Origin of the sequence: Devosia riboflavina (genome assembly GCF_000743575.1) — a bacterium.
GTDB classification, from domain to species: Bacteria; Pseudomonadota; Alphaproteobacteria; order Rhizobiales; family Devosiaceae; genus Devosia; species Devosia riboflavina.
This window is the reverse complement of record NZ_JQGC01000003.1, coordinates 325,739-340,839: the sequence shown is the minus strand read 5'-3', so window position 1 is coordinate 340,839 and position 15,101 is coordinate 325,739. Positions and strand designations below refer to the sequence as shown.

The window sequence follows — 15,101 nt, the reverse complement described above, 5'->3', positions numbered from 1 at the left end:
CCTTGTCCATTGCGGCGAGGGGGCATCGGGCGCAAGGTGAAGACACTTCAACACCGCCCCGCAATTTTAGCGCAGAGGAGACTGCCATGTCCCGCCTGAACGAGTTTTTGCGCCTTGTCATCGCCTGGCTCAATGCGCCCGCCTCGCCGTCGCCAATGGAACCGACCCTGGCAGCCAGGGATTGGGCTGACCTGCCCCCGCATCATCCCAAGGCCGATTGCACGCCGTGCTGAAGCCATAATCGGGCTGAGAATGGCGGGAAATCTTTTCCCGAGCATGGAGTGCCCACGTGCCACGCTTCGCCCTTGCCCTTTCCGTCCTTGCCCTGACCATTGCCGCGCCGCTGGCGCAGGAAGCCACTCCCGCACCGGCCGCGGCGCCGACGATCACCGTCGACCCCGGCGCCGTTGTCGACGCCATGCCCAAGCAGGGCCAGCTTCTTACCGGCCTCTACGCCACCCAGGCGACGATTGAATTGTGCAATATCACCGTGGTCGAGCCGGGCGTGACCGCCATGGCCGCCCATCGCCGCCAGCTCGAAAGCGATTTCCATCTCGAAGGCGAGTCGGCCATAAAAGCCTATGAGACCGTAAAGGCCGACGTCGAAAAGGCCGGCATCGATTGCGCCGAAGGCAGCGCCGATCGCCAGCAGACCGACGCCGTCATCGCCGTCTATTCCGGCACCTGATCCTACTCGCAGATCTGCGCCGTGCAGGTCTGCCCGTGACACCCGAGGTCGAGATGCAGATGATCTTCATGATCCGCATTGGCCTCGGGGCCGAGCACCGTCGTAAATTTCCCGCAAGCCGCGCCATGTGACTGCCGTAGCAGCTTCGCCTCAGGCGTCGTCGCCGGCAGCCAATCCTCCTTCACCGCAATGCTGCGCCCATCGGCAAGCGCAAAGCCGACGACGTCAACCGCATTGGCAAAGCCATGCTCCGAGGTGAACTGCTCCGCCCCACCCACCCGCGCCCGGCACATATAGCTCGTGCCCGTCTGCAGCGCGACGAGCTCGCTATCCATTGCCGCCTTGGCATAGGCGTCGACATCGCCGGCCCAATCCACCAGCGCCGTCGCCATCTCGCAATTGGTCTGGATCGGGCTCGTCAGCTTCACCGCCTTGCCATTCAGGTTCAGCGCCGTCACCTCAAGCGGCGATTGCGCCATGCAGACACCCTCGGCAATCGGCGGCAGCATTTTCGCGACCACGGCTCCTGAAATCACCGCCGGACAGGCCGTCTGGTAGATTCGGTCATCCACCACAGTCTCTTCTTTCACAGGCTCCGGCTCCGGTTCGGGCGCAGCCTCAGGCCCAGGCGCCTCGACCGGTTCTTCCGGTTCAGGCTCCTCACCCAGACCCTCCGGCCGCGGCTTTGGCAAAGGCGGCGGTGTTTCCGCCTCTTCCTTCACCTCCGCCGCAGGTTTGGGCACGGGCCGCGTCGCCGGCGCCCTTTGCGGCACCAGGTCTTCGACAAAATCCTCGAGGGGTTTCAAAAAATCCTGCGCCGAGACAGACACGGGAGCGAGCACCAAAAGGGCGGCGAATGCGCGGAGGGGAAAAGCCATGCACCTCCAAACGCATTTCCCATGCGAACGTTGCCGTTTACCGCGCGGAAACCATCTTTCTCGCGCCCCCGCCTTCTGCTATCAGGCGCGAATGACCACGCCGCTTAAAAATATCCGCAATTTCTCCATCGTCGCTCACATCGACCATGGCAAATCCACGCTCGCCGACCGCCTCATCCAGATGACCGGTGGCCTCGACCTGCGCGAGATGAAGGAACAGGTCCTCGACTCGATGGATATCGAGCGCGAGCGCGGCATCACCATCAAGGCGCAGACCGTGCGCCTGAACTATAAGGCCAAGGATGGCGAGGACTATGTCCTCAACCTCATCGACACGCCCGGACACGTCGACTTCGCCTATGAAGTCAGCCGCTCCATGGCCGCCGTCGAAGGTTCGCTGCTGGTCGTCGACGCCTCGCAGGGCGTCGAGGCGCAGACCCTTGCCAATGTCTATCACGCGCTCGATGCCAACCACGAGATCGTGCCCGTCCTCAACAAGGTCGACCTGCCCGCAGCGGATATCCCGCGCGTAAAGCAGCAGATCGAGGACGTCATCGGCATCGACGCTTCCGACGCGCTCGAAATCTCGGCCAAGACCGGCCTTGGCATCGACACCGTGCTCGAAGGCATCGTCACGCGCCTCCCCGCCCCCAAGGGCGATATCAATGCGCCGCTGAAAGCCCTCCTCGTCGATTCCTGGTACGATACGTATCTGGGCGTCGTCGTTCTCGTCCGCATCATGGATGGCGTGATGAAGAAGGGCCAGCGCATCCGCATGATGGCCTCGGGCGCCGTCTACGAACTCGATCGCGTCGCCGTGCAGACCCCCAAGCTGGTGGAAGTCAAGGAACTCACCCCCGGCGAACTCGGTGTCTTCACCGCCTCGATCAAGGAAGTGGCCGATACCAATGTCGGCGATACCATCACCGACGATCGCAAACCCACCGACACCCCGCTGCCCGACTTCCGTCCGGCCCAGCCGGTGGTGTTCTGCGGCCTCTTCCCGGTCGATGCTTCCGACTTCGACGAGCTGCGCGCCGCCATGGGCAAGCTGCGCCTCAACGACGCGTCCTTCTCCTTCGAAATGGAAACCTCGGCTGCGCTCGGTTTCGGTTTCCGCTGCGGCTTTTTGGGCCTCCTACACCTCGAAATCATCCAGGAGCGCCTCAGCCGCGAGTTCGATCTCGATCTCATCGCCACCGCCCCTTCGGTGGTCTACGAGGTCCAGATGACCAATGGCGAGACGATGATGCTGCACAATCCGGCCGACCTGCCGGATGTGATGAAGATCGAGGAAATCCGCGAGCCCTGGATCAAGGCGACGATCCTGACGCCCGACGAATATCTCGGCGCGATCCTAAAACTCTGCCAGGACCGCCGCGGCATCCAGAACAACCTTTCCTACGTCGGCAATCGCGCCATGGTCGAATATGACCTGCCGCTCAACGAAGTGGTCTTTGACTTCTACGATCGCCTGAAGTCGATCTCGAAGGGCTATGCGAGTTTCGATTATCACCTCGATACCCATCGTGAGGGCGATCTGGTGAAGCTGTCCATTCTGGTCAATGCCGAGCCGGTCGACGCGCTCTCCATGCTGGTGCACCGCAGCGTTGCCGAGTCGCGCGGCCGCCTGATGTGCGAAAAGCTCAAGGAGCTGATCCCGCCGCATCTATTCGTGATCCCGATCCAGGCCGCCATCGGCGGCAAGATCATTGCGCGTGAAACAGTGCGCGCCATGCGAAAAGACGTGACGGCAAAGTGCTATGGCGGCGACGCCACGCGTAAACGCAAGCTCTTGGACAAGCAGAAAAAGGGCAAGGCCAAGATGCGCCAGTACGGGAATGTCAACATTCCGCAGGAAGCGTTCATCAAGGCGCTGAAGATGGGTGACGAGTGAGCCTCGGGCTCATTCCATCGTCTGACTGTCACCCCGGCGAAGGCCGGGGTCCATCCTGAGATGCCAGCCTCGCTATTCCGATTCTGACCTTTCGAAGCCGTCGAACAGATCGGGTGTGTCTTCGTCTCGCTTTCGAGAGAGCCCGCGGCCAACAGTGAAGCACGGGTGCTTTACCTGCCTCAGCCCGTCGCCGCCCTCAAAGAATGCAGCACCTGAATTCGGCATCCTAATGCGAATGATCGGCTTGCCGCATATCGGGCACGACAGGCTATATGACCGCAGCTTCCGCTGCGATCGGTCTTCTCGAAATACCGTCGTTTCGCTGACTCGGATAGCGCGCCCGCCGACAACCCGCGGATGCGCCCTTCTAGTGTGAAAGTTCCCTGCCATGGCACATACCGCCTTTAGCCATTCGCTTTCGGCCAGACGGCTCGGAGCGTAAGTGGCCGATAAGGCCGCCAGTCTTGGGCCTTGGCCTCGTAGCTCAAACGGATCTTGGTGCTCTCGGAGAGGAGGTCCGTCCGCTGCGGCCCGTCGCGATCCGCAAGTTGGTACATGCGATCCATCAAGCCCGGCTTCTTAGTTTGGTTATGCAGCGGCGCTAACGGGTCTGTGGCTTTTCGAAGTGCCTCCAGCCTATCAAGGTTGAGCGCCAATCCCTCAATTGACGCGCCATCCATGATCCAAGCCAAAGCCTCGTTGGACAGTTCCCTTATGTCTCCGCCACCGCCCACCGAGCCATGGTCGCCTGGAAACCAGAGTTGCTGGTACTTCCCGCTGTCGCCTGCCGCAGCGTTCAAGATGTCCAGATTGTCCCAAAGCGATGGCTCAAAACTGAGACGGCGTTCGTCGGTCGCCACGGCATGTCGTGCGGCTTTCACCGTGCTGCTGAGTTGATGATCGTGAAACTCGTACTTCTTCGTCGGGAAGAACGTATTGAGGAGCAGGTGTTTGGGCACACCGAGCGCTCCCACCGTATCCCAAACGCCGACATAGCGGATGGTCAACATTTTCGCAGACGAGACGACATCCGGCAGAGCTCCATGATCGAGGCGCCACTGCCGATCAAGCTCCTTGAGGATAACTCCAGGCGACCAAATCATGCGGCGCCTTTGCGCCTCGTCGCTGTCTGGCTTCGTGGCCGCGTCTTTGTAGAACTCGACTATCTCGCGGATTTGTCCGGCCTGCGACCGAGGTGCGATACCGCACTTCCGAATTAGGCCCGCAAGGGACCGGGCGGTGTAGGCTCCACGCGAGAACCCGAAGATATATACCTCATCGCCAGGCTCATAGTTGAAGATCAAGAACCGGTAGGCGGCTTCGATCTTTTCCAGCAAACCCCAGCCAAACGCGCCTTGAAGCAGCTTGATAAATTCCGGGCCATCCGTGCCGACGCCTTCGTCGTAGTACGTGATCTGCTGGATGCCGGCTGCATCGACGGGCAATACAAGCTGCGCGCCAACCAAAACATTGGTCGGGTGCTCCGCAGACATTCGGTTCCAAGTTCCGTCGCAGAATATAGCGATGCGCTTCATTAGTGCGTCCTCACGCCAATAGGTGTTTCGGGATACTCTTTCGCCTGCCGCAAGATGGCCTGCATGTACTCTTGGTAGTCGTCTCCCTCATCCGCTTTGGCGCGTAGCCTCTTGAACCGCAGATACTTAGGAGTTTTTGGTGTCTCGACCATCTGGTTCCTTCGCGACCCCTTTGAAAGGGCCGTCCGACTGCTTCACTTCCATGAAGTGACCTGTGCGCTCATCGCGCTTTTGATAGTTCCCATCCGGTCGCTGAAACTGGGTGCGTCCGGTGACTGAACCGCGGCGGAAGTCGTTTCCGGTATTCTTGGCCATTGCTGTATCTCCAACGTGATCAGGTGCCTTGACAGTGATTGTCGATTGGCGTTGACCCAGCGATTCGTAGCTGATTCAATGAGTGTGCCACCGACTGGTACAGACGCTACCGATTCGGCGCGTCACTGTCCAGTCTGTGGCACACTAATTCTATTCACCGAAACACTCGGAGCTAACTTATGAAAATTGAGGACCTCGCCGGGTTGGTCCAAAAAAAGAAAGGCAGCATGGGAGTGAGGGCCGCAGCCGCTGAGATTGGCATCAGCCCAACAACGCTCTCTAGGATTGAAAAAGGGCACATCCCAGACATGGGCACGCTTGAGAAAATCTGCGCCTGGCTGGAAGAAGATATGGACAAATTCACCGGCATAGGTGGTCTTCAGATTGCCTTTAAGAAAAACAAGGCAGTGTCTCTCGACACGGCAAAGTCACTTGCAGTTCTCATTGAACTCGCCAGTAAGCAATTTGCGCAAGAAATAGAGGTTGAAGGCCACTAATTGCTTCGGCGAGGATTTAAGTCCCAATGCGAACGCAGGTCCGCGGAGATCAGGAAATCTCTCGGCCTTAGAGCAGACGACGCACTGCATGGTGCGGAACTTGCTGCACAAATGCGCGTGACTGTTTGGAATGAAGCAGATGTTCGCGGGTTGCCGGCCCTTGATCTAGCCCAACTTACAGTTGTGGATGGACAAAGCTGGTCTGCATTTACGCTAAGAATTGGGACGCGCCACCTAGTCCTCTACAACTCGTCGCAAACCGCTCCGCGTATAAACAGCGTTATCATGCACGAGTTGTCTCACATTGCTTTGGGCCACGAGTTGCATTCCGCGAGTTTGTCGGACGACGGTCACCTTGTCCCGTCGAACTACAATCAGGATCAGGAGGATGAGGCCGATTGGCTAGGCGGCACTCTTCTTCTGCCTCGACCGGCTCTTCTGAGAATTAGGCGAGAGGGCCTCGGCGATGGACAGGCCATGGCAAAATTCCAGGCCAGCGAAGAAATGCTAAAATGGCGTTTCCGTATGACGGGCGTCGATTACCAACTTCGCGTTCGCTAGCCCAACTAATCCCCGGTCTCTCGGAACACTTTAATCTCCTGTCCGGCGACAACCCGAACAGGAGACCTCCATGCCCGCCCTTCCTCAAATCTCCCACTTCCTCGCCGAACGCCACGAATCCCTCTGGCTGCGGCTTTCCGCCCTCCACAAGGACATTTGCGCCATCGCCGCCAAGAAGCCGGAGGCGCCGGTTGGAAATACCGAGCGGGCCACGGTGGAAGGGTTGATCAGCGATTGCCGGCCGTTTCTCAAAAAGCCGGCCGATCGTCTGCCGGTTGCCGCACAAAACTTTGCCGGGCTCGCGGTGCAATTGGGCCAGGTGCTGGCCGCGCTGGAGGATTTTGAAAATCGCCATGCCTTTTGGGATGGCAAGGCGAATTGCCGGTGCTGGCGCGTGGCCGGTGCGGCCCTGCCCGTGGCCCGGTTGCGCCAGGCGGTGCCGCCTTTCGAGCTCAAGACTTTTAAGGGCCGCGATATGCGCGAGGCGCTGGCAAAGCTGATGAATGCCAAGGAGAGCCGGGTTTATGAAGCCGGTTTTGCCGCCGGGCGCGCCGCGCGCTTGGGGCCGCCGGACGTCGATCAGGACCCTTTCTGAAAAAACTTATCCCCGCCCCCGGGGCGCGGGGATAAATTGGGCGCATCACCTCGCACGGGCAGGTCTGCATGCGAACTGAGCGGGGTGTGCCGGTCGCGGTCCCGTTCGCATGGGAAAGCGGGTTCGGGCATCGGTCCCTCGCGACGAGCGATCAAGAGGCGCTGTGGATGCTGTCCAAAAACCCGGCCCCCGGGGTGGCTTTTGCCCCATCTATCTAGTCCCAAGGAGCAAATGCCACCTCGGGGTCTGCTCTTTTGTACCTTAACCGGAGGCGGTGACGCCGGCCGGGGCTTTGGGCTGGGCTCCCATATCCCCACTAACTCGATGTCACCCCGGCGCCCATCTTGAGATTGCGGGGTGTGGCACTTTTCGGGGATGGGTCCCGGCCTGCGCCAGGATGACATGCAGTGGGTGAGGCGACGCTGAGCCAAACAAAAAGCCCCTCCCCACACAAGGCGGGAAGGGGCAAAAACCCAAAAGCCCAAAAAACCAAAAATCAGTTGGGCAGGGCGAAGGCCATGACGTAGTCGCCCTTGTCTTCCGAATAGGGCGCGCCGCCGACTGAGATGACCACATATTGCTTGCCCGTTGCCGGGGAAACATAGGTCATGGGCGTGGCGCTCGAGCCGACCGGGAGCGGGTACTTCCACACTTCGTTGCCGTTTTCGGCGTCGTAGGCGCGGATGTAATAGTCCTGGTAGCCGGCAAAGAAGACGAGGCCACCGGCCGTGGCCGAGGTGCCGGCATAGGTCGGCAGGCCCATGGGCATGGGGAGCTTGGTCTTGATCCCCAGCGGCCCGAGCTGTTCGGCGGTACCGGCGGGCACCTGCCAGGCGATCTGGCGGGTGTTCATGTCGATAGCCGTAACGGTGCCGAAGGGCGGGTTGACGCAGGGCACGCCGAGCGGGGAGACCCACATTTCGGTGGCCATGCCATAGGGCGTGCCATGCTGGGGCGAGGGGCCGTGGCCCGTATCGTCGGCATGGACGCTTTCGGCGAAGGCTTCGTAGTCGTCGCGCGGCACGAGGGCGAACTTGCTCGGGGCGCGCACGTCGTTGACGAAGACGCGGTTATTGGGGATGTCGACCGAGACCGAACCCCAGTTGAGACCGCCGATATTGCCCGGCTGCGAGATGACGTAGTCGAGCCCGATGGGGGTAAAATCACCCTCGTAGCGCAGCTGCTTGAAGGCGATGCGGCACATGAGCTGGTCGAACATGGTCAGCCCCCACATCTTGGCTTCGGTCAGGTGGTCTGCACCGATCGTGGGCATGCCGACCGAATAGGGCTGGGTGGGCGCGAGATATTCTTCCGGCACATGCCCGGTCTGGGGCACGGGCTTTTCCTCGACATCGGCCAGCGGCTCGCCGGTCGCACGATCGAGAAGGAAGAGCTGGCCGCGCTTGGTGGTCTGGAGCACCGCCGCGACAGTGCCGCCATTGCCATCGGGCAGATCGAGCAGAGCCGGCTGGCTCGGCAGGTCATAGTCCCAGATGTCGTGGTTGACGGTGCGAAACTTCCAGCGTTCGCGGCCGGTGTTGATGTCGAGCGCGACGAGGCTGGCATTGTATTCGTCGGCAAAGGCCGGACGCTCGCCGCCAAAATAGTCGGGCGTGGTATTGCCGAGCGGGGCGTAGATCAGGCCCAGTTCGTCGTCATAGGCGGCAGTGGACCACATATTGGGCGTGCCGCGGGTATAGGTTTCACCCGGCGGGGGCAGTTTGGTGATCGCCTTGTTGCCAAGGTCCCAGGCCCAGTCGAGTTCGCCGGTGACGGCGTTGAAGGCGCGGATGACGCCGGAGGGTTCGCCGACCATCTGGTTGTCGACCACCCAGCCGCCGACCACGATCTTGTCGCGGGCGACAAGCGGAGCGGAGGTCTGGAAGTAGAAGCCGGGGATGATCTCGCCCATGTTTTCGCCCAGCGACACGGCGCCATTGGTGCCGAAATCGGGGCAGACGACGCCGGTCTTGGCGTCGATGGCAAAGAGGCGCGCGTCCATGGTGGTCATGATCAGACGCGTATTGCAGAGCTGGCCATCGGCCTGCTGGTCGACGGGCAGTTCAAAATAGCCGAGGCCCCGGCAGCGCTGCCAGAAGGGGCCGCTGGCCTTGGGATCGAATTTCCAGACCTCTTCGCCGCTATCGCCATCGAGGGCGATGATGACGTTGGAGGTGGTGCAGGAATAGACGAGGTTGTCGATCTGCAGCGGCGTATTCTGGTCAAGGCCGATATCGCCGCGACCCGTACGGTAGGTCCAGGCGACGTCCAAGTCTTTCACATTGTCGCGGTTGATCTGGTCGAAAGGCGAATAGCGCAGGCCCGCCGTGGTGCGACCATAGGAGGTCCAGTTGGCCGGGGTATTGTCACCTGTAGCCGGCTGGTAAGCCGGGATATCGGCCGAGGGGCGCACGACGCCCTGCGGCTGGAAGGCAAAGGCGAAACCGACGGCAAAGAGCACGGCGGCCAGGGCCGCACCGCCATAATAGGCGCCACTTTTCGCGGGCTTGGCGACGGCGGGGGTAAAGAGAAGGGCAAAACCGGCCAGCGCCAGCGGCGCCATGAGGCGGGCAAAGAGCGGCCAGAATTCAAACCCGGCTTCCCAGATGGCCCAGGGCACGGTCAGCACGGCGACGAGGAGCACGAGCTGCCCGCCGAGCGCCTTGTCGCGCAGCATCAGCAGCGCCGCAATGAGATAGACCACGCCGACGATGGCGTAATAGGCCGAGCCTCCGAGTGTAATCAGCCAAAGGCCACCACCCGCCAGCCCCACGCCGATCAGCGCGAGGACAATGGCGTATAACCGCGCCAGCAGTTTCATGAATCACCTGTTTCAAAAGGACGGCCGAGAGTGACGCTTGGCCGAGAAGGCCTATTCCGCCTGCCGGATCAGCTTAGCGCGGGGCCGGCATGACGTATAGGTCAAGACATAAACACTGTTCGGATGCGCCCTGAGGCGGGGCCTTGTCAAGTTTTGCATGCCGCCTCGGAAAGCCCCCTTGCCGATCGGGCAGGGCTTGCTTCCCCGAAAAGCAAAGGGGCCGGATTTCGCCGGCCCCTTTAAGAAAATGTCAGACGATCGATTGATCGGCCAGAACGACGATGGGCGAACCATTGGGCACGCGCTCATAAAGGTCGACAATGTCCTGGAACAAGAGGCGCACGCAGCCCGAGGACACGGCCTTGCCGATCGAATGCACGTCCATATTGCCGTGCACGCGATAAAGCGTGTCCTTGTTGCCCTGGTGAATGTAGAGCGCACGCGGGCCCAAGGCATTGTCGAGCCCGGGCGGCTGGCCGTGGCGGTACTTTTCGATTTCCGGCTGGCGATCGATCATTTCGGACGGCGGCGTCCAGGTCGGCCATTTGCGCTTATAGGCGATATGGGCGCGCCCATTCCATTCAAAGCCGGCTCGGCCGATGCCGACGCCATAGCGCATGGCGCGGCCTTCGGGCATGGTCCAGTAAAGGAAGCGATTGGCCGTATCGACCACCACCGTGCCGGGCTTTTCGCCGGTGACATTGTCCACTTCCTGCCGCCAATAGATCGGGTCGAGCAGGTGAATGGGCGCTGCGGGTATGGGAAAATCCTCGTCCGGCAGGGGACCATACATGGAGAGAACCTCGGGCGGCACCACGCGACCGGCGGGTTCTGCCGTAGCGACGGCCGAGCGGGTGGAGCCGGTGGTGGAACAGCCGGCAAGGGCGAGTGCGCCGACGCTGGCAAGGCCAGCCAGCACGGCGCGGCGCGACGGGGTCGCGCTCAGAGCGATAGACATGAAATGATCCTTGGCCCCGGAAGGGGCCTTTGAACGAAAGGGAGGAAGGGCGGCTTCGGTTCAGGCCGCTATCGGGGGGCGCAACACCTGCATGCCGGACCAGACGGCAACAGCGTCGCATCTGCGTTCGGTCACATCCTCGCCCTCGGGCGCTTCCGGCAATTGGGGCGGCAAGGCGGGGATGGCATGGTGCGAGCCGCAGGGCATGATGATGCCCTCGCCGAGATCGATCTCGCCACGCTGCACTTTGACCGTGATGCGGATGGGCACGTTTTCGGCATCGACGTGATTGAGCACGACGATGGGAGTCGCCACATAGCGATGCGCATGCGCGGTCGTCACCCCGGCAAGGGTGGCAAAGGCAAAAAGAATCGCGATGGACAAAACGAGACGCTGCATATGCCTAAGGCTGCTGGGGGCCAATTGCGGCGACAAGGGGGCAGGCCGGGCGCTCAGCCGCCATTGCCGGGCGGTTCCCATGCCATAAGCTGCCGACCGTGTGCTTTTAGCCACGCTCGCCCGCGCTCCATGTCCGGCAGCGTGCGCTTCACCGTGGCCCAGAAGGCGTCCGAATGGTTCATCTCGACGAGATGGGCGACTTCATGAGCCGCGACATAGTCGAGCACGAAGGGCGGGGCGAGGATGAGCCGCCAATTGTAGTTGATCGAGCCCGTCGAGGAACAAGAGCCCCAGCGGCTCGACTGGCTGCGCAGCTTTATGTCCTTCACCGTCACTCCCAGCCTTGCGGCGTGAAAGGCGCTGCGCTCGGAGAGATCGGCCAGGGCCTCGGTCTTGAGCCAATCAAAAAGCCGCCGCGGCTGGTGTTCGACCGCCCCGGGCACGCGCAATTCCGGCAGGTCCACGAGGGGCAGGATTTCCACCCGCCCGCGCAGGCTGCCCGTGCCGACGACGAGATGCGGCACGCCGCGCAACGGCACTTCCGTGCCCGCCTCGAGGCGCATCGAGCGTGCCGTACGCGGCAGCCGGGCGGCCAGCCAATTGCGGTGACGCAGGAGAAAGGCTTCGGCATCGGCCCAGCGCGAGCGTTCCGGCAGCGTCAGCACCGGCCCCGAAGCCGGCAGCGACAGCCGGAAACTTGCGGCGCGCTTGCTGATTTTGACGGCAACATCCACCGGGCGCCCATCGAGGTCGATGGTCACGCTCTTGGGCGGTTTTGGCGCTTGGCGGAGGAATGAGAACATGGGCAAGGGGAATCGGTCTTTTGCCCAGTCTAGAGGTGTTTTCCTGCCCCTGCCAATCGGCAAGGTCCCTTGAAAGGCATGGAGCCAGCAAAGCCAGCCGCCTCAAAGACTTGCGAAAACCTATCCCACCAGCACCGGATTGAGACAACGCACGCCATATACGCGCACATCGGCCTCGCCGATACCGAGACCCAGCGTCGTCAGCAGCGTGTTGACGATGGAATCGAGCGGCGCGACGATCGGGGTGATGGCAGTCTTGAGCGCATTGGCGATGACGTTGAGCGGGGAGAGACCCAGGCCCAGCACGGAAATCTCGAGCTTTAAGTCGCCCAGCAGCGATTGGCCGAGCGAGCTCACGAGCGTCGTGGTCTTGGCGGTCTTGAGGCGGGCGGTCCCGATATCGCTCGAGGAGAATTCGAGCAGGACGGGCGTGGTCTGGGCCACTTCCACATGCGCCGAGGCGGAAATCTGCAGCAGCAGCGCATCGAGAATGCGTACCGGGGTGACCGGCAGGGCGGCGCCAAAATCGCGCATCTGCGCATTGGTGACCTTGCCAACGGCAAGTTCGAGCGCTCCGGGCAGCACGGCGATATCGGCGGTGCCATTGGGATGGTCGCGATCGGGGCAGGTTGCGCCCGCGACACGGGCCTCCGCATGGGCAAGGTCAAGCCAGAGCGGCAGGCGGATAACCGCACCCTGCAGCACGAGGCCGCCGAGGAATTGCGCATCGATCCGCAGACGCACCTGCGCCGTGCGGACCACCGTGTCGACCGGGCCAATGGCGAACCAGCCTCCACCCTGCGGCGGTTCGCCGATCGAGAGTTCGACCGAGAGCGCGGCAATCCCCGGCAGGTTTCCGCCAAGGCTGAGCCAGATCTGCTTGTCGCCATCGGCGAGCGCGGCGGCCGCCGAAAGGATTTCGAGCGCCGACAGGCGGGCATTGAGAACTGCACCGGCGCTGTCGAGGGCCAGCGAGCCATAGCGACCGAGATCGAAAAGCTTTCCGAGCGGCACGCTATTGCCATTGCCGGCATTGGCCAGCGTGGTGAGGGCGGTCTTTTGCGCCCCGGTAACGAGGCTTGCCAGCGCCGCGGCGATGTCTCCGGCATGGGCCTCGGTGGCAAGGAGGTCGTCATAGCTGCCCGCTTCAAGGCCCATTTCGAGCGCCAACGCATTGAGAAAACTCAAGGCGTCCACCCGCACCGCCGCAAGGCCATTATAGTCCGCGACGGAGAGGCTGACAGTCGTGCCCAGCAGCGTACCGAGCAGCGCATTGGCAATGCCGCCATTGAGGCTCGCGAGCCGCGACCCCAGCGAAAAGGAGACTTCCGGCGTGACCGTCGCAAGACCCGTTGCCCCGACCATGGGCGACTGGGTGAAACTCGCGGCGAAATGCAGCGTGCCGGGCCGCTCGAACTGCACTTTGACTGCATTGGCCGGAATGCCATTGGGCACGAAGCGATCTTCCGGCGCGCGGGTCGCATCGGCGTCGAACCGTCCGACGGTAACCACAAGCCCTGCCTGATCGGCAAACCCCGCCTCGGTCAGCACTTCCGCTGCGATTTCCTCGGCGCGTTCCGGGTTGCGCGCGGCGCTGATGGCGGCAAGATCGACGGTGGACTGGATGACGCGCCTTTCGTGGTAAAGCGCGGCAGCATCGACGGCGATGGCGCCGATCACGCCCGATAGCGAAAAGGCGGTGGCAAACAACACCGCCATATTGCCGCTGCGATCGCGAAGGAACGACGAGATCACAGCCCGCCCTGCCTGATCGTAGCGCCATAGACCATGTAGCGGCTGGGCATGGGCAGGGGCGGATAGAGGTTCCAGATCGGCAATTCCACTGCGTCATAGCGCAGGGCAACGCGATATTGCGTGGGGTCGCCGGGATCATCGCCAATGGCATAGGTCAGGTATTGGCGGTCGAGCAGCATATAGTCGCCGGCATGGCGATCGAGATAGCTGCCGACGAGGGTGTCGCGCTCGGCGCTGTCGAGCCCGGCAATCGAGATGCGCGCCGCATCGGCGGCCAATTGCTGCAGCGAATGGGCGGCGCCGAAATAGAGCCCATAGGCCAGCATGCCGCAAAGCATCATGAGATAGACGGGCGCCAGAATGGCGAATTCGACGGCAGCGCCGCCGGACGTATTGCAAAGCAGGCGTGAACGGTGGCGCATCATTCCTGCCTCCCGGACCGATCATGGTCGCTCCATGCTCTGCCTGTCCCCCTGTGGGAGCGGTGAAGGCGGCGCCCCGAAAAAATCCGCATCCTGATGGGGCATTTGCTTATGGAACCGGGGAGGCTATAGGAGGGACAAACCTCCGGAGAGCCCTGTGGCCACCCGCAATTTTCTCTTTGGCCTCGACAATGACGATGTCGCGCTGACCCGGTTTCTCGAAACCGCGGCGCGCGTCACCGGCTTTCTCAAGGGGGCTCCCGGAGAAGCGCTGCCCGGTTGGTATGTGCCGGGCGGGGACAATGAGCACTTCCTGCGCGAGCTTTATCGGCGGCTCGAAGCGACCTATCCCGCCGCCGGTCAGCCCTTTTATGCGGTGCGGCTCCTCACCAATCTCTTCTGGCAGCCGGCCTATATCGCCGTTATCGGCACCCACGTGCACGGCGCGTTGCCAAGGCTTTCGAGCGTGAGCCAGCAGGCGAAGGGTATCGACGTCAGCGGCTTTCGCCTGCCTGCCGGACCGCAACACAAGGCCGATCTCGACGCGCTCATCTTCCGCGCCGGAACCGATCTACGTGCTTTTGCCGATGGTCTCCTGGTCGAAATCAACGCTGTCACAAAACTCAGGCGCGTGCCTGCGCTGCGGCTCGTTACGGATCGCATGCTGGGGCTGATGGTGCGTCTTCGCGATTATGTTCCGGGCATGACTATCGAAGAACAGCGCCACCTCTGCATGCTGTGGCTTTCCGCCATGGATCTCGTGGGGCAGGGCGATCTCGAGACGCTTGACCTCGCCGATGGCCGCCAGGTGCTGATCACAGCGCGAAAAGGCTGCTGCCTCGACTATCTGGCTTTTCCCGATGTCTATTGCAGTTCCTGCCCCAAGCAGGACGACGAAATCCGTCTCACCCGCCAGCGCGACGAGGCGCTGGCCGAACTGGACGCCTAGAGCGTTTTCAGGAAAAGTGGCTGCCACT

General features: G+C 62.0%; 16 protein-coding genes. 7 read left to right on the top strand and 9 right to left on the bottom strand.

Features of this window, described 5'->3' with window-relative positions:
- Positions 1 to 86 precede the first annotated feature (86 nt).
- Both JP75_RS26425 and JP75_RS04775 read left to right on the top strand, forming a co-directional pair.
- Positions 87 to 233, top strand: coding sequence for a hypothetical protein (locus tag JP75_RS26425; RefSeq protein ID WP_160194637.1), 147 nt, complete (start codon positions 87 to 89; stop codon positions 231 to 233).
- A gap of 56 nt (positions 234 to 289) precedes the next feature.
- Positions 290 to 688, top strand: a complete 399-nt coding sequence (locus tag JP75_RS04775) for a hypothetical protein (RefSeq protein WP_035079888.1) — start codon at positions 290 to 292, stop codon at positions 686 to 688.
- A gap of 2 nt (positions 689 to 690) precedes the next feature.
- On the opposite strand, the gene JP75_RS04770 is transcribed toward JP75_RS04775, so the two are convergent.
- Positions 691 to 1,566: an extensin-like domain-containing protein gene (locus JP75_RS04770; protein ID WP_051960361.1), complete on the bottom strand. Its 876-nt coding sequence runs from the start codon at positions 1,564 to 1,566 to the stop codon at positions 691 to 693.
- A 91-nt stretch (positions 1,567 to 1,657) separates the two neighbouring features.
- Here JP75_RS04770 and lepA point away from each other — a divergent pair, with 91 nt between their 5' ends.
- The gene (gene lepA, locus JP75_RS04765; RefSeq protein ID WP_035079885.1) at positions 1,658 to 3,463 is read left to right on the top strand and encodes a translation elongation factor 4; all 1,806 of its coding nucleotides are present in this window, start codon (positions 1,658 to 1,660) and stop codon (positions 3,461 to 3,463) included.
- Between the two features lie 404 nt (positions 3,464 to 3,867).
- On the opposite strand, the gene JP75_RS04760 is transcribed toward lepA, so the two are convergent.
- Complete coding sequence (locus JP75_RS04760; protein WP_051960360.1) at positions 3,868 to 4,998, bottom strand: DUF2235 domain-containing protein; 1,131 nt, start codon at positions 4,996 to 4,998, stop codon at positions 3,868 to 3,870.
- Between the two features lie 126 nt (positions 4,999 to 5,124).
- On the bottom strand, positions 5,125 to 5,313 hold the full coding sequence (locus JP75_RS25740; protein ID WP_084587478.1) for a hypothetical protein: 189 nt from the start codon (positions 5,311 to 5,313) through the stop codon (positions 5,125 to 5,127).
- 179 nt (positions 5,314 to 5,492) lie between these two features.
- Here JP75_RS25740 and JP75_RS04755 point away from each other — a divergent pair, with 179 nt between their 5' ends.
- The 3 genes from JP75_RS04755 (at position 5,493) to JP75_RS04745 (ending at position 6,966) form a co-directional block, all read left to right on the top strand.
- Entirely contained in the window at positions 5,493 to 5,810 is a 318-nt protein-coding gene (locus JP75_RS04755) for a helix-turn-helix domain-containing protein (RefSeq protein WP_035079881.1), read from the top strand.
- Between the two features lie 111 nt (positions 5,811 to 5,921).
- Entirely contained in the window at positions 5,922 to 6,371 is a 450-nt protein-coding gene (locus tag JP75_RS27335) for an ImmA/IrrE family metallo-endopeptidase (protein ID WP_152565729.1), read from the top strand.
- Positions 6,372 to 6,441: 70 nt separating this feature from the next.
- Entirely contained in the window at positions 6,442 to 6,966 is a 525-nt protein-coding gene (locus tag JP75_RS04745) for a hypothetical protein (RefSeq protein ID WP_035079878.1), read from the top strand.
- Between the two features lie 496 nt (positions 6,967 to 7,462).
- Here the strand turns inward: JP75_RS04745 and JP75_RS04740 are convergent, their stop codons facing one another.
- The 6 genes from JP75_RS04740 to JP75_RS04715 form a co-directional block, all read right to left on the bottom strand.
- A complete protein-coding gene (locus JP75_RS04740) occupies positions 7,463 to 9,787 on the bottom strand; it encodes a membrane-bound PQQ-dependent dehydrogenase, glucose/quinate/shikimate family (RefSeq protein WP_035079876.1) in 2,325 nt (774 codons plus the stop codon).
- 250 nt (positions 9,788 to 10,037) lie between these two features.
- Entirely contained in the window at positions 10,038 to 10,745 is a 708-nt protein-coding gene (locus tag JP75_RS04735) for a L,D-transpeptidase (protein ID WP_051960358.1), read from the bottom strand.
- Between the two features lie 60 nt (positions 10,746 to 10,805).
- Positions 10,806 to 11,144: a hypothetical protein gene (locus tag JP75_RS04730; RefSeq protein WP_035079874.1), complete on the bottom strand. Its 339-nt coding sequence runs from the start codon at positions 11,142 to 11,144 to the stop codon at positions 10,806 to 10,808.
- 53 nt (positions 11,145 to 11,197) lie between these two features.
- Entirely contained in the window at positions 11,198 to 11,947 is a 750-nt protein-coding gene (locus JP75_RS04725; protein ID WP_035080261.1) for a M48 family metallopeptidase, read from the bottom strand.
- A 120-nt stretch (positions 11,948 to 12,067) separates the two neighbouring features.
- Positions 12,068 to 13,702: a TadG family pilus assembly protein gene (locus JP75_RS04720; protein ID WP_035079871.1), complete on the bottom strand. Its 1,635-nt coding sequence runs from the start codon at positions 13,700 to 13,702 to the stop codon at positions 12,068 to 12,070.
- Complete coding sequence (locus JP75_RS04715) at positions 13,699 to 14,127, bottom strand: TadE family protein (RefSeq protein WP_051960356.1); 429 nt, start codon at positions 14,125 to 14,127, stop codon at positions 13,699 to 13,701. The genes JP75_RS04720 and JP75_RS04715 overlap by 4 nt, the downstream gene beginning before the upstream one ends.
- Before the next feature lie 154 nt (positions 14,128 to 14,281).
- Here JP75_RS04715 and JP75_RS04710 point away from each other — a divergent pair, with 154 nt between their 5' ends.
- Positions 14,282 to 15,073, top strand: coding sequence for a hypothetical protein (locus JP75_RS04710; protein ID WP_035079868.1), 792 nt, complete (start codon positions 14,282 to 14,284; stop codon positions 15,071 to 15,073).
- The last annotated feature ends 28 nt before the right edge of the window (positions 15,074 to 15,101 follow it).